We start from the raw sequence: 18524 nt of genomic DNA on the forward strand, positions 1-18524 counted from the left end.
TTGGATTATCATCAACGAGTGCCCACACAGATTGATAGGTCTATATTTTTAAAGAGCTTTTCTAACAAGCAAAGCGTTTATCGCTTCGTTGCCAAGGGTGCGTATCTTACGCTTCCCACCTTGAGAGTCAAGCATTTTTTAAAATTTCTTTTCTCTCTTTTCAACTCGGTGTGTGACATCTGTCTCACTCCGTGTCGATGAGGCGGCATTATAGGGAGGTCTGAGAGGAAGACAAGTGTTTTTTCGAAATTAATTTCCGTTTGGTTAAAAACAAATCAAAACCCTGAAAATAGAATAAAATTTCAACATTTGAGTCATGTCACACCAATACGTTGGAAAAACAACAACCATATACGTAAGATCCGTGTGTCTATTTTGTTAACGGTAGACCTAATTTTTCTTAAACCTAAAAGTTGTATTCCAATATGAGTTCAAACAAATCGACCTTAATGATTGTCGCCTTAGCAGTTTTGGGCGGAATCATCTTTTCGCAGGTATCTATCTCTCCTGCTTTAAGTTTTGTTCTGGGTGTTTTTGCTTCCGCTTTCATTGTTAAACTTTCTAACACCAATATTGAGCAAGACCATACAAACGATCCATCAACAAAAACACTTTATGTCGGTAACTTGCCTTATAAGGCCAATGAATCACACGTGAAAGAGCTGTTTGCTAAACATGGCGAAGTTTTTGCCGTTCGTTTAATGAAAGACAAGCGTACCGGTAAAAGAAGAGGCTTTGGTTTTGTCGTGATGGCTGCAGTAGACGCGCAACCCACTATAGAAGCACTCAATGAAAAGGATTATATGCAACGTACTCTTAAGGTGCGTATCGCTAACGATCCTAAATCTCAAGCGGAAAATACTGAACAGAGCTAAAGCCGAGTTCATGTAATGCAATATTCAATGCTCCCTCTTCCCAAGGGGGAGCACTTGATAAAATGTCTTTTGTTCCACTCCTACTCAACTGCGTATTCGCTCTATCGCTTAATAAGTCTGCCACTCGACGTGCAATCGCCTCCCCCGAATCCACCAGCAACACATTACTAGACAGTACCTGCTGTATTTCTTGCTTTATAAGAGGAAAATGAGTACAGCCCAAGACCGCCACATCTACTTTATTGTCGATAGGGGTCAATATGTGCTTCAACTCGACCAGATCGATAGGTTTCCCTCTTAACTTTTCTTCTGCCATATCCACCAATCGCGTTGAACCAAGCAGTTCAACGGGTTTATTTTGAGAAAAATTACGGATCAGGTCATGTGTATAGGGGCGGGTTATCGTCGCCGGAGTGGCTATCAGTCCTAACGCTTTATTGGCAAGATTTGAAGCTGGCTTAATGGCAGGCACAACGCCGACAACCGGAATAGACAGCTTGCCACGCAATGTTGGTAAGACAATTGTACTTGCGGTATTACAGGCAATAACAACCAATTCGATCTGGTACTGTGCTACCAATGAACAAACCAAGGCATCTACACGAGCAATCAGAGTCTCGTGTTCTAGTTCCCCATACGGGTAGGCAGCATTGTCAAAGATATAGAGGTAATCAAGCTGAGGGAGTTTTGTCTGTATCTCTTTATATACAGACAGACCACCGACACCAGAATCAAAGATTAAGATTTTTGCTTGTTGCTGGGACACTTGATTTGCTCACTACTTTGCGACTTGGCAATGATACTCGCTGTGGCTATTTTGGCAAACATTGCGCTTGATAACGTTGATGAGTAAAGCGATCTCCTCGCTCCTGATGAGTTAGCTTTAGTTCAATTTTACCTTTATAACTGCGAGTCTCTGTTACTAGAGTATGAAACTCTCCATCTTCACCACAAAGGTCAACACCGTTTGGTAAGCTATCTAGGAAGGCTTGGCTATACCACTGACCACAGTAGTCAGGTGTTAATGCATTGCCATCAATTGTCACAACCAAGGTTTTAATCCCTCGTTGGAGGATCTCTTGTGCTAAGTCTGCGCTTCGCTGCCCTAGTAGAGGAAACACACATTCCCATCCGGCAGGCTCGATAAAGCTACGACGATAGGCTTCTATACCATTACAGAACATATCGCCAAACGCGACGCCATCAATCGCAAGGCCGCTCTCTTTTAGCGCCTTGATAATCGTCGATTGATAAACTTCATTGGTTGGAAAAGCTTGGGGCATTTCTATCTTAATTAACGGCAATCCTAGTAGCTCCGCCTGCATATCAAGCACAGGAACAGGAGTCGCTTGGAAAGGGACTTCATCTTTGACATAGGTCGTGTATAGACCCACCACTTGATACTCTTCGCTTTCAATCAACCTTTCTAAGGTCAAAGTCGAATCTTTACCGCTCGACCAGCTAATAATGACGTTCTTTTTCATAGTTTGCTTATATAGATAAATAAAAACCGCCCGAAGGCGGTTTTTAAAGTTTTCGTTAGAATTGGTAAGATGCGTTTAGATACCACTCACGCTCTGCAGCAGGGTAACCTTTGGCCGTTTCGTAGCCCTTATCGAACATATTGCTTACACGCAGGCCCGTTGTAAACTTGTCCGTCACGCGGTAAGTAACAGCAGCATCAGCTGTTGAGTACGCCTCTAACTCATATAAAGAAGAGTCATAACGCTTACCTACGTAGTTAGCGATAAGTGAAACATCAATGGCATCAGAGCTGTAAGTTCCAACCCACTTATAGTTTTCTTTCGCACGGCGAATCAGCTGAGTATTTTTCTTTGTGTCTTTCGGATCTTTCCAATCACCAATCAACTTATGGTTGATTGGGCCAGCCTCAAATCCAAGCTCCAGTTCAATACCTTTGATCTGGGCATTTTCAACATTCGATGGCTTATAGTCGCTGCTACCTGGAGCAATAGGAGCCCACTCAATCATATCTTCGATATCGGTACGGTATGTTGTCAGACTCCAATCAATAACCTCATGGTAGCCTTTTACACCAAACTCAAGAGATTTTGATGTCTCTGGTTTTAGGTCAGGGTTCCCACTGGTTGGATAGTAAAGGTCATTAAATGTCGGCGCTTTAAATGCCGTGCCATAACTACCTACTAGTTCAATTGCCTCAGTAAGCGCATAGCCTGCACCTAGATTCCAAGTAGTATGGTTACCAAATGCGCTGTCTCTATCGTTGCGCAAGCTCGCTTCTAACGTTAGATCTGAAAATTGGGTAAAACCAGTGATAAACACACCAGTGTTGGTTTTCTTATTGTCACTGAAGTCACTGGTGTTTGTGCCGCCAAGTTGCGCTTTTTCTTGGTAATAGTCGACACCTAAGTTAATTGCACTATTTTCTAGCCCTGTATAAGTATTCACCCAAGATGCACTGTTACGTTTAGTCGTAATTGACGCTTTGCCTGATGCGCCGCCATCAGCCTTACCATCAGCAGAGTAACCTTTGTCAGTACTTAACTGAAGCTGAGACAACCAATTCTCTGACGAGTAATTTACACCACCAGCAAAAGTGTAGTTTTCTCGGTCTGACTCATATTTAGAGCCACGGTCATATTCCACGACCCCACTTTGGTAGTAGCCAGTAAAGAACAATTCCACTGAAGAAGAATAAGTATGGGTCAGGCTACCAAGAATAGTCTGAGCATCAAAACCATGTCTATCACTATCAGGGGCAGAGCTTGATACTTTGTAGCCTTTACTCTTTTCATTATTTACAAAGAAGCTACCTTTTGTCTTCTCAGAAATATCACCAACCGATCGCCAGCTTTGTTGAGCGTAGCTATTTGAACCAAATGTTGCTTTCGCTTCGTGCACGCTGCCTAACTTAGGCTTAGTGGTGATGCTAATTACGCCACCAAGTGCGTCAGAACCATAGACTGCAGCGCGAGGTCCGCGTACCACTTCAATTTTCTCAATAGCATTGGCAGGAATAAGACCAACTGAGGCGCCGCCTGCAGTAGCAGAGTTAATACGCACTCCATCAACCAGAACTAAGGTATGACGAGATTCAGTACCACGGATAAAGATAGAGTTAATGTTCGCTTTAGTACCTTGGTAGCTCAGCTCAACACCTGGAATAGTCTTAAGTACATCGAGCACGCTTTGCGCCTGCATCTTCTCAATATCTTCACGTGTCACAACACTCATTGGTGCAAGTACTGAGTCTGCTGACTGCTCAAATCGACTTGCAGTGACCACCATAGTTTCATCAGAAGATGCTTGTTGGGCGTAAGAAAGGGAGGCGTGCGGAAGTAGCGATGCCACGGCAATCGCTAGAATAGATCGGTTCATTTTTATAATCCTAAATCGCGTAAGTCCTACCGAGCATGGAGCGCTTGCTTCCAGTACCACTGCTCAGCTGCTGGCAGGTCTTCGGACTTAAGAGCTCGGCATTGCCACCTATTCACTCGACTTCCCACATAGTCCACTATGCAGTGTCATTTGAGTTTTCGTTCTCTTATACCGCTGCGCGTCAGTTCTGGATTCTCACCAGATTCCCTTTTCAGCCATCTATACATCTAGACAGCACCAGCTTGGTGATGATGTTATTAAGCAATCGGTAGTTTGTCCAGCGCATATTCACTATTTGTATCTTTTTGAATTGGTTAGCAGCGCTACTAAGTGGTGATTTACACACTATCTTTAAGGCATTAGTGGGACAAGACTGGACATAACGCTGAGATTGAATAAAATCTGCGCTCTTAAATTAAATACAACCTCGACAGCTACCAACCTAAGGTAATAATCATGGCGACTCTTGATGTAAACCCGCAACGCTACCAAGAACAATTGACTGAGAAGATCGATCGTCTCAACGAGATGTTCACGCCTTACCATGTACCTGAGTTGGAAGTATTTGAATCTCCCGAGCAACACTACCGTATGCGTGCAGAGTTTCGAGTTTGGCATGAAGGTGACGATCTTTTCTACATCATGTTCAATCAAGAAACACGCGAGAAGTACCGTGTCGATCAGTTTCCCGCTGCAAGCCGTTTGATCAACGACTTAATGCCATTACTTGTTGATGCAATGAAAGACAACGATTCACTGCGTCGCAAGCTATTCCAAGTTGACTTCCTTTCTACGCTAAGCGGAGAAATCTTAGTTTCGCTGCTTTACCATCGTCAGCTTGATGAGGAATGGACTGACAATGCGAAAGCGCTAAAACAACGTTTGAATGATGAAGGCTTTAACCTCAACATCATCGGTCGCGCACGCAAGATGAAGATTGTTCTCGATCGTGACTATGTGATTGAGAAGCTAGACGTCAACGGCAAACCATATATCTACCAGCAAGTTGAAAATAGCTTTACTCAGCCGAATGGCAAGGTAGCGGAGAAGATGCTTGAATGGGCTGTTGATTGTACGCAAGACAGTACCGGCGATCTTCTAGAGCTTTATTGTGGTAACGGTAACTTCTCGCTGGCTTTAGCGCAAAACTTTGACCGCGTACTGGCAACGGAGCTGGCAAAACCGTCTGTGGTTTCCGCTCAATACAATATTGCTGCGAACAAAATTGATAACGTGCAGATCCTACGCCTTTCAGCAGAAGAGTTTACTGAGGCTATTGAAGGCAAGCGTGAGTTCCGCCGCCTACAAGATGCTGGTGTCGATTTGAAAAGCTACAACTGCAACACCATTTTTGTCGATCCACCGCGCGCGGGTATGGATATTGATACTTGTAAGATGGTACAAGGCTACGAGCGTATTATGTACATCTCATGCAACCCAGAAACACTAATAGATAACTTAGATGTACTTTGCGAAACACATAAAGTCACGCGCTTTGCCCTATTTGATCAGTTCCCATATACCCACCATATGGAAGCAGGTGTACTGCTAGAACGCAAAGCATAATCGTACACGACACGAATAAAAAACGAGCCAACAGGCTCGTTTTTTGTATCTATTAAAATAACTGCGATTAAGATTCAGCTTTCGCTTTCGACGGTGCAGTCAAAAAGCCCAACTTCTTCGCAACCCAAAGGAGCAAGCCAAGGGTAATAAAGATTGCTAACATGTTAGAGCCAGAGTCTGGGTACTGAGCTTTAACAAATGCCGAGTGACCAAATGCACCAACGAAGAAACACGCTAGGCCAACTAACGGAATGTCTTCAGACACAGGGTTACTTAGGTACTCTCGGTAAAGCGCTTGTACTGACAGAACAAGCGCAATCAGTGGAAAAATTGAGAAAGAGACATCACTCATAGTGAGCCATGACAACATGGCGTCACCACACATACCCGCAATCAGTGCCAGTACCAGTGTTTTCTTCTCAGAACCACGATTAACTTGGTTTGTTTCATTCGACATTAATCTACCCCACCTTTTAATCGGTTACGTTCACGTTCTTTGCGATACCAGAAAGCCCCTTTGGCTACCATTCGCAACTGCATAATTAGACGTTCAGCGAGTTCATCGCGTTCACGTCGATTTAAATCTAGAGCTTCCGCACCTGAGCTAAATACTAGCGTGACCGACGCTTCTGCTTGAACAAAAGCTTCATCACGATCCATACCTGTACTGATCAGGTACTCTGTCATCTCGGCGACAAAGTGTTGCATCTCTCGAGCTACGGCAGTACGAAAGTCAAACGAGGTGCCCGAACGTTCACGTAATAATAGTCGGAAAACGTTAGGACTGCTTTCGATGAATTCCATAAAGGTCTCAACCGAAGTGCGAATCACACTACCCTCTTTGACGATACGCTGGCGAGCTTGGCGCATAAGTTGACGCAGTAGCAGGCCCCCTTCGTCTACCATGGTCAACCCTAGCTCATCCATATCTTTAAAGTGGCGATAAAACGAAGTTGGAGCGATGCCCGCTTCTCGCGCCACTTCACGCAAACTCAGGTTGGAAAAACTTCGATCAGCACTAAGCTGACTGAATGCAGCGTCAATCAACGAGCGACGCGTTTTCTCTTTCTGCTGAGCACGGATTCCCATGGATTTCATAGTTATTGTTCTATTTTTCTAACTTCGATAACCATTAATATACAACGATTGACCTAAGGAGATAAGCCAAAATCTTTCGCATTGATGACCAAGTGGCAATTAAACCGAGTTGAATTAAGAATTCAATCTTTTCCACCCTAATAAGAGACATACAACATACCCTTTAATCTATTTGCTTGGTTCGGCGTGATCTCGACGACTGTCTAGTATGCTTTAGGTGTACGCTGTAGCGGAATCAGTTAAAATCTCGCTAAAGCAATGTTAAGAATCTATAACAAGGAAGAAACTATGGCCCAGAGCAATCACTTTGATGTAATCGTTATTGGTAGTGGCCCCGGAGGTGAAGGGGCAGCGATGGGATTAACCAAAGCGGGCTTAGATGTTGCCATTGTAGAAAAGGAAAGCAGTGTCGGTGGTGGCTGTACTCACTGGGGGACTATTCCTTCAAAAGCTTTACGTCATGCAGTCAGCCGGATTATCGAGTTCAACAACAACCCTCTGTTTTGTCATAATAACACCAGTCTACACTCAACCTTTTCCAACATTCTCGGCCATGCCAAATCGGTGATTGACAAACAGACACGACTTCGCCAAGGTTTCTATGACCGCAACCAGTGCTCGTTGATTTTTGGCACTGCTCGCTTTATCGATAAATATACTATTGCCGTGATGCAAAGCGATGGCACAGAAGAGACCTACAGTGCCGATCGTTTTGTTATTGCGACTGGATCTCGACCATACCAACCAGACAATGTCGACTTTATGCATGAGCGTATCTATGACAGCGACTCAATTCTAAGCCTGAAACACGATCCTCGTCATATCATCATCTACGGTGCAGGAGTTATCGGTTGTGAGTACGCCTCTATCTTCCGTGGCTTAGGAGTAAAGACAGATCTAATCAACACCCGAGATCGCCTACTTGCTTTCCTAGACAATGAAGTTTCAGATGCATTGTCATACCACTTCTGGAACAGTGGTGTTGTGATTCGCAATGATGAAACATTTGAGAAAATTGAAGGCACGGATGATGGGGTGATTGTTCACCTAGAATCGGGCAAGAAAATGCGTGCTGACTGCATCCTATACGCCAATGGACGTACAGGTAACACAGACAAACTACATCTGACGGCCATTGGGCTAAAAGCAGATTCGCGCGGGCAACTAAAAGTCGATGGTAACTATCAGACCGAGGTTGAACATGTTTACGCGGTCGGAGATGTCATTGGCTACCCAAGCCTAGCAAGTGCAGCTTATGACCAAGGCCGCTTCGTTGCTCAAGCGATTACTAAGGGCAAAGCTGACGGCAACCTGATTGACGATATTCCAACTGGTATTTATACCATTCCAGAGATCAGCTCTGTGGGTAAAACAGAGCAAGAGTTAACCGCCGCGAAAGTACCTTATGAAGTTGGACGCTCTTCTTTCAAACACTTAGCTCGCGCCCAGATCGCGGGGAAAGATATTGGTAGCTTAAAGATTCTCTTCCACCGTGAAACGAAAGAGATTCTCGGTATTCACTGTTTTGGTGAGCGCGCGGCAGAAATCATTCACATCGGTCAAGCTATCATGGAACAGAAAGGGGAAGCGAATACTATCGAGTACTTCGTTAACACCACCTTCAACTACCCCACTATGGCCGAGGCTTACCGCGTAGCAGCACTTAATGGGCTTAACCGTTTGTTTTAATACCAACTAGCTAAGTATAAAAAGCCGCAACTAAATTAAGTTGCGGCTTTTTAGTTTGCTAAATTATTGATTCAGATAGGTAGCATGAAACTCTAGATGCTGATCAATAAAGCTCGAAATGAAGTAGTAGCTGTGGTCATAGCCCGACTGCATTCTCACTTCAACGTCAGAATCATGGGTTTTCGCTGCGGCAATCAATGCTTGTGGCTTTAGTTGCTCAACCAGAAAGCTATCCGCATCGCCTTGGTCGACTAAAATCGGCAGCTTTGCTTGTGCCTGCTTTAACAACTCACTGGCGTCATACTCTCGCCAAGCCTCAAAGTCATTACCTAGGTAGGCATTAAACGCTTTTTGCCCCCAAGGACACTGCATAGGATTAGTGATCGGACTAAACGCAGAAATTGAGCGGTACTGCTGTGAGTTTTTTAGCCCTATAGTCAACGCGCCGTGTCCGCCCATACTATGCCCAGCAATCGACTTAATCGACGAAACTGGGAAGTTAGCTTCAATCAAAGATGGCAGCTCTTGAGTGACATAGTCATACATATGATAGTGACGAGACCAAGGCTCTTGAGTTGCATTAAGATAAAAACCGGCACCCTGTCCTAGATCGTAACCTTCATCATCTGCGACCTCTTCACCTCTAGGGCTAGTATCTGGTGCTACGATGGCAATACCTAATTCAGCAGCCCGGCGAAGCGCCCCTGCCTTTTGCATAAAGTTTTCGTCGGTGCAAGTTAGGCCTGATAACCAGTAAAGCACAGGCACGGGTTTGGCTTTGGTTGCGTTGGGTGGCAAAAAGATTGCGAAACGCATGTTGCAGTTTAGAACGTTAGAATCATGCATGTACTGTTTGTGCCATCCACCAAATACTTTGGCTTGGCTTACGTTTTCAATGGTCATAACCACCCCAGATTAAAAATTCAAAAGACAACAACGCCCTTGTATCAGGGCGTTGTGTTTATCTATTTAGCTCAGTTACTTATCCATATGAAGAACAGTACGGATTGATTCACCTTTGTGCATCAACTCAAACGCTTCGTTTACGTCTTGCAGCCCCATGGTGTGAGTGATGAATTTTTGCAGGCCGAATTCACCCGCCATGTAACGGTTTACGATTTCTGGGAGTTCAGAGCGACCTTTCACACCACCGAATGCACTACCTCGCCATACTCGTCCTGTGACTAACTGGAATGGACGGGTTGAGATCTCTTGACCTGCACCGGCAACACCAATGATGACAGATTCACCCCACCCTTTATGGCAGCACTCTAATGCTTGACGCATCACGTTGACGTTACCGATACATTCGAATGAGTAATCTACGCCACCGTCCGTCATCTCAACAATCACTTCTTGGATTGGTTTATCAAAGTTTTGCGGATTAATAACATCCGTCGCACCAAGCTGTTTTGCTAGGTCAAATTTGCTCTCGTTGATATCAATACCGATGATACGGCTTGCACCCGCCATACGAGCACCAATAATTGCAGATAGACCGATACCACCGAGACCGAAGATAGCAACCGTGTCGCCTTTTTCTACTTTCGCTGTATTTAGTACCGCACCCATGCCAGTGGTAACACCACAGCCCAGAAGACAAACTTCTTCAAGCGGTGCCTCTTTGTTTACTTTCGCTAGAGATATTTCTGGCAGTACCGTGTACTCAGAGAAAGTAGAACAGCCCATGTAATGGAAGATGGTCTCGCCGTTAATTGAGAAACGGCTAGTACCATCTGGCATTAGACCTTTACCCTGAGTTTCACGCACAGCCTGACATAAGTTAGTTTTACCCGACTTACAGAACTTGCACTCACCACACTCTGCTGTGTATAGCGGAATAACGTGGTCACCAACTCCGACGCTTGTTACGCCTTCACCGACCATTTCGACGATACCGCCACCTTCATGTCCCAAAATCGAAGGGAAGATACCTTCAGGATCATCACCTGATAGGGTGAATGCGTCAGTGTGACAAACACCAGTTGCTACGATACGTACTAGCACTTCTCCAGCTTTAGGAAGTTGTACATCGACTTCTTCCATTTTCAGCGGTTCACCAGCAGCCCACGCCACCATTGCTTTTGATTTAATGTGAGTTTGACCAGGTTTGATTTCAAGCGCCATTGGATACTTCCTCTTTATATTTTATGTATATAGGGACGTCATAAGCGTAGTTGAGGAACTCACACTGCGCTGCGTCGTTTTGTTGCTGAGTATTTTAGGGCCTAATAGAAATTTGATAATCCCACCTTTTTGAAAATCATTTTTACGCATAGGTAATAATCTTAGGGCCTGTTGACCCTAGTAGAGATAGAAAAAAGCCGAGTGCATTGACTCGGCTGGTATCTTTTACTTAGGCGAGAAAAGTGTTTCTCCGCCACTGGAGGGTTAAGATTATCGCTAAAGTTAAACCACGCATGGCCATAAAGCTCAACATAGCTAGCCACAGAGCGTGATTACCTAAATCCATCGATAGATAGAAAATCGCAAAAAAGGCACAGGTTGATAAGAACATGCTGTTGCGCATCTCTTTACCTTTTGTTGCGCCAACAAAGATGCCATCAAATAGAAAGCACCACATCGACACAAGCGGCATGGCAATCAACCATGGCAAATACTCCATCGCCAAAACATGAACGGCTGAAATATCAGTGATCAATCCGATCAGATTCGATCCCAGAAGACCAAATGCTAAAGTCAGTAATCCACAGATGACCAAGCTCCAGAAAAAGGTGCCTATGAGCGATTGATTGAGCTGCTCTCGGTCTTTCGCACCAATGGCTTTACCTACCATAGCTTCCATCGCATAGGCGAATCCATCCATGCCGTAAGAAATCATCATCAGAAAACTCATCAACACAGCATTAGCAGCAACGATTTCATCGCCGAAACTCGCGCCTTGGAACGTCATAAAGGTAAAGGTGGCTTGCAAGCAGAGTGAACGTAAAAAGATATCTCGATTGAGCTTAACAAAGCGACTCAATCCATTGGTGGTGTCTTTAATCAAGTTCAACACTGGCGGTAGGCTGTCCCGGGTCCATTTACGCCATACGCAAATCAGACCAAAGCTCATTCCGGTGTAGTCCGCAATCACTGAAGCCAATGCCGCGCCCTCGACTTTCCAACCGAAACCAATCACAAATAGTACATCGAGTAGGATATTAGTAACGTTGGCTATGATCACCATCCACATCGGAGCTTTGGCATTTTGCGTTCCGAGCAACCATCCCAGTAAAACAAAATTAGCCAATGCGGCTGGCGCACTCCAAGCGCGGATAGCAAAGTACTGTGCACCATAATGCTTTACTTGCTCACTGGCATCACTATAGCTGAACACCCATTGTGCGATTGTTTGATGGAAGAGGAGAAAAAGTGCGGCAAAACCAAGGGCCATTGTCATGCCTTGAGTAAAGACCAAGCCAAGCTGATGTTTGCTCGCGGCACCATACGACTGAGCCGCAAGCCCCGTGGTCGACATACGCAAAAAGCCCAACAGCCAAAACGTCACGCTGATCATGGTGCTGCCTAACGCAACGCCACCCAGATACCAAGCATGTTCAAGGTGGCCTATCACAGCGGCATCAACCAGCCCAAGCAATGGAACGGTAATATTGGAAAGCACCATAGGAATAGCAAGCAACAAGACTTGCTTGTGTACGGTACGATTAGAAAGGGTTTGAAGAATTTGCACGTCGCCACTCTGATTAAAATTAAGTGACAAGTGTAACTAGATTACCAGCGAAGCTGAACCAATACCGGCGTTAATCTTTGCTTGAAGAAGTTCATCTTAGTCAGCCAGCGTTGCCATAGCTTCCAACGACCACAATCGCGATCGAGCGGTGAGTAGGTTTTTGCCCAGCGTGCCCAAGGCAAGTAACCTAACATAGCATCTCCTGGTGCGCTGTAGCCATGAGCGTATTGTCCCGCGCCCATTTTCTGCCCCAATTTGGAGTAGCTGAGATCTCCCGCTAGCACCACACAAGCGCGCGCTGAGTCAAAGTGACAGCCTAGCGATTGAATAAATTTAGCCACTTGCTGCTGACTACAATCCAGCAAAGCGTGTTCGCACACGATCATCACGGGTGTTTTTTCTGGGATAGGCAGTTGTTCTAACCAGCTGACATCATCAACGCTACCGCATACATGGTGATAACGTTCACTGCTGTGAAACAGCTTTTGACGCCATAACAAGTTTTCCGTCACGTCAAGCTCTAGCCAGTTGCAACGGCCGTTATCTACCCGGTAAAAACGCGTATCTAACCCAGCACCGACATTAACAATCCAACCATCTGGGTTACGTTTGATAAAAGCGCATACCTGTTGGTCACACAACTGAGTGAGCGTGGCATGAAGAAGCTGTTTCTGGTCGATATCGCCAGAGAGGCACTCAGGTGCTAGATGGCAGCGCTGACAGGCACGCGCTGCAATCGGATCGTAAACTAAGCCATTATCAACCAAGCTTTCTCGGCTACGAAGCCACAATGGTTGCAATAAATTAGCAGGGATTTGATATCGATGTTTAGCTGATGTGTGATCGACGGCCATTATCATCTTCCTTCCGTAGCCAGAAACTAGATGATAATGAATATCAATTACAAAATCAACAAGTGAGAATAAATCTCAAACAAATCGGATTACATCCAGTCAGTGTTACGAATAATACCTACCGCTAAACCTTCAATCGCTAAGTGCTGACTAGTTAAGTCGACTTTGATCGGCTCAAACTCTTCGTTCTCAGCGTGAAGCAGTACTGTCGAACCTTTACGCTCCAGACGCTTAACGGTGACATCATCGTCAACGCGTGCAACCACAACCTGCCCATCACGTACATCCTGTGTTTTGTGTACCGCGAGCAAGTCACCATCCATAATACCGATGTCTTTCATACTTTCGCCATTGACGCGTAATAAGAAATCAGCTTGAGGCTTAAACATGCCTGGATCAACTTGGTAGTGTGTTTCTACATGCTCTTGAGCAAGAATGGGCTCACCAGCTGCGACTTGACCAATTAGAGGTAGCCCTTCGTCGTCATTAGCCGCATCTTCAAGCAGAATACGGATACCACGAGAGGCACCAGGAATAATTTCAATCGCTTGCTTACGTGCGAGCGCTTTGAGATGTTCTTCAGCAGCATTTGCGGAGCGGAAACCAAGATCGCGTGCAATTTCTGCACGTGTCGGTGGCATACCGGTATCATCTATTTTGCTTTTGATCAGATCAAAAACTTGTTGTTGGCGGGGCGTTAACGGCTTCATAAGTCACCTGTCTTTTTATACAGTTAACTGTGAGTATATCCAGTAAATGTTCAAATGAAAAGCCAATTGCTTGTTTTTAGCGAGTTAGAAATTTCACCCTCACCACTATTACAAAACGAGAATGTCTAACCAGACATACCCCGTCAATAACATAGTAACCATTACCGCCGCAGAGCCGATATCCTTTGCACGCCCAGAAAGCTCATGATGATCTGTTCCCACTCGGTCAACCACAGCTTCAATCGCACTATTAAATAGCTCTGCGATCAATACCAGTGCCACTGTGGCAATCAATAGAATCCTTTCCCACTGAGTCTCCCCTATAAAACAGGCGGCAGGTATCATGATGGCAGCGAGTAAGATCTCTTCTTGAAAAGCAGGTTCATGTTTAAACGTAGCCTTTAGGCCTTGGTATGAGTAGCGTGTGGCGTTTTTGAGCCGTTTCAATCCATGGAGCGTTTTGTGAGGCAAATTAATTTCTCTTTAATAATTATCTCGATAGCTGAATAAGTAGAAAATTGACGTTTTCATAATCAATAATCAGTAAAAGGTTCGACCAGTTTCTGTTATCCTTGCCGGCTATAAAAATACACGCTTGGCTGCGTTTCCACTCTTACGGTTAGAGAAATGGAAATGTGCTTATGCAAACCATCTATTTTTGAGGCTAAGAACCTTATGTCTTCTGGACGAATGTTATCGCGAACCTTACTAAAACTGCCAATGTCAGTGTTAGTCAAAGGGACTACAATTCCTTCAAATCCTATTGAAGATCATAGTATTGATATAAACAAGCCCATTATTTACGCTCTGCCATATCGCTCGGCTGTTGATCTAATTGCATTGCAAAAGCAGGTTATGGATCTCGGATTACCCGACCCACTACAACCGGTCGAAATCAACGGCAAAGAATTTAACCGCTATGTATTCACCTCCGCTCGTCAGACGGTAATGGATAGCGATCAAAACATACCTAGCACATCAGTGACTCTTTTTTCTGATCTACTTGAACTGCACAAGTTTGATTCAGCACTTGATGTTCAAATGATTCCCGCGACTGTACTTTGGGGGCGTAAACCAGGTAAAGAATCACAGCAAAAACCTTACCTACAATCTCTAAACGGCCCACAAAAAGCAAAAGCAGTTTTGTTATCTGGTCGTGATTGTCTAGTCCGTATTAGCCCAGTTGTTTCTCTGCGCTATATGGCAGACTCGCATGGTACAGATGCTTCGATTGCCCACAAATTGGCGAGAGTAGCTCGTATCCACTTCTCTCGTCAGAAGCTTGCTGCTTCAGGTCCTAATTTGCCTAGCCGTCAGGCACTATTTAATCGACTGATGAAGTCTAAAGCGATTGAAAAAGTCATCATGGATGAGGCGAACTCGAAAGACATTCCGATCGAGAAAGTGCGTAAAGAAGCTCATGCGATCATGGATGAGATCGCCGCAGACTTCTCTTACTCCTTAATAAAAAATGGCGAACGCCTGCTGGGCTGGTTGTGGAACCGTATTTATCAAGGTTTGAACATCAACAACGCGGCAACAGTACGTAAACTGGCGCAAGATGGTCACGAGATAGTATACGTGCCTTGTCATCGTAGCCATATGGACTACTTGCTGCTTTCTTACGTACTTTACCGCGAAGGAATGGTTCCTCCACACATTGCTGCGGGTATCAACCTTAACTTCTTTCCTGCGGGTCCTCTTTTCCGTCGTGGCGGCGCGTTCTTTATTCGTCGCAGCTTTAAAGGTAACAAGCTCTACTCAACCATCTTTCGTGAATACCTAGCTGAGCTTTTCGCCAAAGGTTATTCGGTGGAGTACTTCAGTGAAGGTGGGCGCTCGCGTACAGGTCGCCTACTACAGGCCAAAACAGGAATGTTGGCCATGACTGTCCAAGCCATGCTGCGTGGTTTGAATCGCCCAGTGACACTTGTTCCGGTTTACATCGGCTATGAACATGTCATGGAAGTCAGTACCTATGCCAAAGAACTGCGCGGTAAACGTAAAGAGAAAGAGAATGCAGGTCTGGTCCTACGTACGATTCGCAAACTGCGTAATTTTGGCCAAGGCTATGTTAACTTTGGTGAACCGATTCCACTTAACCAGTACCTGAACGAACACGCTCCACAGTGGACTAAAGACATCGACCCTATGGGGGCGACCAAACCACAATGGCTCAACCCAGTAGTGAATGGTTTAGCCACCAAGATGATGACGCATATTAATGATGCTACAGCGACCAACGCACTGACACTCTGTGCTACGGCACTGCTCGCATCTCGCCAAAGAGCGTTGTCGCGTGATAGCTTGGTCAATCAGATCGATTGTTATTTGTCGATCCTAAAGAATGTGCCTTACTCTGCAACCTACACAGTGCCTGAAGATGATGCACAAGCGCTAGTCAAACATGCTGAAACACTGGATAAGTTCCTTATCGAGACGGACAGCATGGGAGAAATCGTGTCACTGGATCGTAACCAATCGATTCTAATGACCTACTATCGCAACAACATCATTCATTTATTGGCTCTGCCATCGTTAATTGCCCAGATGCTAGTTCGTCATCAACAATTATCTTTAGAGCAGATCAAACAGAATGTGGCGCTTGTCTACCCGTTCCTCAAACAGGAACTGTTCTTAAGTATTGAAGAAGAGAAACTGGGCGATCTAACTGAGGCTTATATCGAAGAGATTGCTCACCAAGGCTTAGTAACCATAGATAGTGAGCAAAACGTCGCAATGAATCAGGCTAATAACCAAGTATTAGTTCTGCTTGGTCGTACGATCACTGAAACACTGCAACGTTATGCGATTGCCCTTAATTTATTGGTAGCAAACCCTGAGCTCGGAAAGTCAGATTTAGAACTAAAGAGCCAAGATATCGCTCAGCGCTTAGGCCGCTTACACGGTATCAACGCGCCAGAATTCTTCGATAAGGGCGTCTTCTCTGCGCTGTTTACCACGCTGAAACAACAGGCTTACCTAGATAGTGATGGCAACTGCGATAGCGGTAAGAGCACGGAGTTAGCCAACCTACTTTACTCGATGCTTTATCCAGAAGTACGCTTAACCATCAAAGAGAGTATTTGCCAAACAACAGAGACTAAATAATTAGTAACTAGGGTCTGTGGGTTTAAGTACAAAAAGGGCATCCAATGTGGATGCCCTTCTCTTTACCAGAAAGCGAGAAATAAGCCTACAGTGACTATCATGCCAACATAGTTATTATTAAGAAATGCTCTAAAACACAGCTCCCGCTCACGATGACGGATCAGATGCTGTTGGAAAACAAACAGAGCTCCGGCTATCAGTAAGCTCCAGTAGTAACTCGCGCCAAGCTCAAACCAAATTCCAACGTACATTAACATCGCGAGAGTGATTAACTGAAGCACGCCAATCACCATCTTATCTAATCGGCCAAATAATATTGCCGTCGATTTGATACCAATTTTCAGGTCATCGTCTCTATCAACCATGGCATATTGCGTGTCATAAGCGATAGTCCATAAAGCATTAATGGTAAAGATAAACCATGTCATTATAGTCACTTCATTGGCCTCGGCTGCCCATGCCATAGGGATGGACCAACTAAAAGCTAAACCAAGAAACAGTTGCGGAAGATGAGTATAGCGCTTCATAAACGGATAGATGAAGGCTAAAAACAGACCGACAAAAGAGAGCTGAATGGTTAGCGCATTCATACTCAACACCAGTAGAAATGAACTAATGGCTAAGACCAGAAACAGCCCTATCGCTTCTTTAGAGGTCACTCGTCCTGATGGTAAGGGACGCAACTTAGTGCGTTTAACATGGCCGTCGACGTTGCGGTCGGCAAAGTCATTAATTACACACCCTGCCGCACGCATAAAAATAACGCCCAGAATAAACACCAATAGAACTTTTAGGCTCGGCATCCCCTGTGCTGCAATGATCAATGCCCATAGTGTCGGCCAAAGTAATAGCAAGGTGCCAATCGGCTTATCCATACGCATTAACTGCCAATAAGCGACTGCTTTATCTGCCGTCATCTAAACGCTCTCCTTTGCATAAATAGGGGCGGTAGGCAGAAACAGTTCTGCCACTAACATGGGTTTGTGATTCATCCACAAACGAGAGCGGCGCGCCAACAACTGCAGGCCGTCGATCTCAACAACACCGACTTGCAGCGCATCTCGCTTGACGTCATTGGCACTAAATACAGTTAATCCTAAAGGAATCTCTCCTTGTTGAGCTAAGTCATATTCTTGCCCCTGCATGGAGGAGTGAGGGATTAATGTACGACCTAGTACCCACGATTCTCCGTCTCCTTTTAAGACGACCTTACGCAACAAACATTCTTCGCGAGCCAATAGTTCTATTTCTTGCGCATTTAGCTTTTCTTTTCGAATGACCTTATTATGGAGCAAGTCGACGCTCAACGTTTGGCAGTACGACTCCAATAAACGTGATAATGAGCCCTGTTCTAACAGCCATTTTTTTGCACTTTGAGTAGGAAAGCTAAAATGATCTGGTTGTTGCCAATCGACTTGGCGAAGAGCAGATAAATAAAGCGCAGTTGGTTGATTCATACTAGTATTCAATAAATAGCCTTATCAACGTACAATAAAGCTTCAATCTTTAATGTTAACCACCACATCGTGTGCTTAACGCATTTTTATTACAAATAGATGCTCTATTG

The 18524-nt window shown here is 44.9% G+C and carries 17 protein-coding genes and 1 riboswitch; of the genes, 4 read left to right on the plus strand and 13 right to left on the minus strand.

The genetic code is table 11. The features are described from left to right. The first annotated feature begins 425 nt into the window (after positions 1–425). Positions 426–875 (plus strand): RNA recognition motif domain-containing protein, encoded by a 450-nt coding sequence (locus APB76_RS10045; protein WP_049845341.1) that lies wholly within the window; start codon positions 426–428, stop codon positions 873–875. Here the strand turns inward: APB76_RS10045 and murI are convergent. Genes murI through APB76_RS10060 form a run of 3 tightly spaced genes read right to left on the minus strand, consistent with a single transcriptional unit; the run spans position 841 to position 4235 of the window. After that, complete coding sequence (murI, locus tag APB76_RS10050; protein WP_054963405.1) at positions 841–1641, minus strand: glutamate racemase; 801 nt, start codon at positions 1639–1641, stop codon at positions 841–843. The genes APB76_RS10045 and murI overlap by 35 nt on opposite strands. 46 nt (positions 1642–1687) lie before the next feature. Next, on the minus strand, positions 1688–2359 hold the full coding sequence (locus APB76_RS10055) for a Dph6-related ATP pyrophosphatase (RefSeq protein ID WP_049845339.1): 672 nt from the start codon (positions 2357–2359) through the stop codon (positions 1688–1690). A gap of 55 nt (positions 2360–2414) precedes the next feature. Continuing rightward, positions 2415–4235 (minus strand): TonB-dependent receptor domain-containing protein, encoded by a 1821-nt coding sequence (locus APB76_RS10060; protein WP_054963404.1) that lies wholly within the window; start codon positions 4233–4235, stop codon positions 2415–2417. Positions 4236–4290: 55 nt separating this feature from the next. After that, positions 4291–4492, minus strand: a riboswitch (cobalamin riboswitch). A gap of 199 nt (positions 4493–4691) precedes the next feature. On the opposite strand from APB76_RS10060, the gene trmA reads away from it, so the two are divergent. Further along, positions 4692–5801, plus strand: coding sequence for a tRNA (uridine(54)-C5)-methyltransferase TrmA (gene trmA, locus APB76_RS10065; protein WP_054963403.1), 1110 nt, complete (start codon positions 4692–4694; stop codon positions 5799–5801). Between the two features lie 67 nt (positions 5802–5868). Here the strand turns inward: trmA and APB76_RS10070 are convergent, their stop codons facing one another. Both APB76_RS10070 and fabR read right to left on the minus strand, forming a co-directional pair. After that, positions 5869–6258 (minus strand): YijD family membrane protein, encoded by a 390-nt coding sequence (locus APB76_RS10070; protein ID WP_054963402.1) that lies wholly within the window; start codon positions 6256–6258, stop codon positions 5869–5871. Beyond that, complete coding sequence (gene fabR, locus APB76_RS10075) at positions 6258–6899, minus strand: HTH-type transcriptional repressor FabR (RefSeq protein ID WP_049845315.1); 642 nt, start codon at positions 6897–6899, stop codon at positions 6258–6260. The genes APB76_RS10070 and fabR overlap by 1 nt, the downstream gene beginning before the upstream one ends. 258 nt (positions 6900–7157) lie before the next feature. Here fabR and sthA point away from each other — a divergent pair, with 258 nt between their 5' ends. Next, entirely contained in the window at positions 7158–8588 is a 1431-nt protein-coding gene (gene sthA, locus APB76_RS10080) for a Si-specific NAD(P)(+) transhydrogenase (protein ID WP_074181705.1), read from the plus strand. Positions 8589–8651: 63 nt separating this feature from the next. On the opposite strand, the gene fghA is transcribed toward sthA, so the two are convergent. The 6 genes from fghA to APB76_RS10110 all read right to left on the minus strand — a co-directional run bounded on the left by fghA (position 8652) and on the right by APB76_RS10110 (position 14317). Beyond that, positions 8652–9491 carry an S-formylglutathione hydrolase gene (gene fghA / locus APB76_RS10085; protein ID WP_054963401.1) on the minus strand — a complete coding sequence of 280 codons (840 nt, stop codon included), beginning with the start codon at positions 9489–9491 and terminating at the stop codon, positions 8652–8654. A gap of 75 nt (positions 9492–9566) precedes the next feature. Then, entirely contained in the window at positions 9567–10715 is a 1149-nt protein-coding gene (locus APB76_RS10090) for an S-(hydroxymethyl)glutathione dehydrogenase/class III alcohol dehydrogenase (RefSeq protein WP_054963400.1), read from the minus strand. 229 nt (positions 10716–10944) lie between these two features. Beyond that, complete coding sequence (dinF, locus tag APB76_RS10095) at positions 10945–12282, minus strand: MATE family efflux transporter DinF (protein WP_049845311.1); 1338 nt, start codon at positions 12280–12282, stop codon at positions 10945–10947. 41 nt (positions 12283–12323) lie between these two features. Next, entirely contained in the window at positions 12324–13136 is an 813-nt protein-coding gene (locus tag APB76_RS10100; RefSeq protein ID WP_054963399.1) for a class I SAM-dependent methyltransferase, read from the minus strand. An 89-nt stretch (positions 13137–13225) separates the two neighbouring features. After that, positions 13226–13846 (minus strand): transcriptional repressor LexA, encoded by a 621-nt coding sequence (gene lexA, locus APB76_RS10105; RefSeq protein WP_049845309.1) that lies wholly within the window; start codon positions 13844–13846, stop codon positions 13226–13228. A 108-nt stretch (positions 13847–13954) separates the two neighbouring features. Next, on the minus strand, positions 13955–14317 hold the full coding sequence (locus APB76_RS10110; RefSeq protein WP_054963398.1) for a diacylglycerol kinase: 363 nt from the start codon (positions 14315–14317) through the stop codon (positions 13955–13957). Positions 14318–14521: 204 nt separating this feature from the next. Between APB76_RS10110 and plsB the strand changes: the two genes are divergently transcribed. Next, on the plus strand, positions 14522–16957 hold the full coding sequence (gene plsB / locus APB76_RS10115; protein ID WP_193395081.1) for a glycerol-3-phosphate 1-O-acyltransferase PlsB: 2436 nt from the start codon (positions 14522–14524) through the stop codon (positions 16955–16957). A gap of 62 nt (positions 16958–17019) precedes the next feature. Here the strand turns inward: plsB and ubiA are convergent, their stop codons facing one another. After that, positions 17020–17874 (minus strand): 4-hydroxybenzoate octaprenyltransferase, encoded by an 855-nt coding sequence (gene ubiA / locus APB76_RS10120; RefSeq protein WP_049845306.1) that lies wholly within the window; start codon positions 17872–17874, stop codon positions 17020–17022. Continuing rightward, on the minus strand, positions 17875–18414 hold the full coding sequence (locus APB76_RS10125; RefSeq protein ID WP_054963396.1) for a chorismate lyase: 540 nt from the start codon (positions 18412–18414) through the stop codon (positions 17875–17877). Positions 18415–18524 lie beyond the last annotated feature (110 nt).

Source organism: Vibrio bivalvicida (genome assembly GCF_001399455.2).
In the GTDB taxonomy this organism is placed as follows: Bacteria; Pseudomonadota; Gammaproteobacteria; order Enterobacterales; family Vibrionaceae; genus Vibrio; species Vibrio bivalvicida.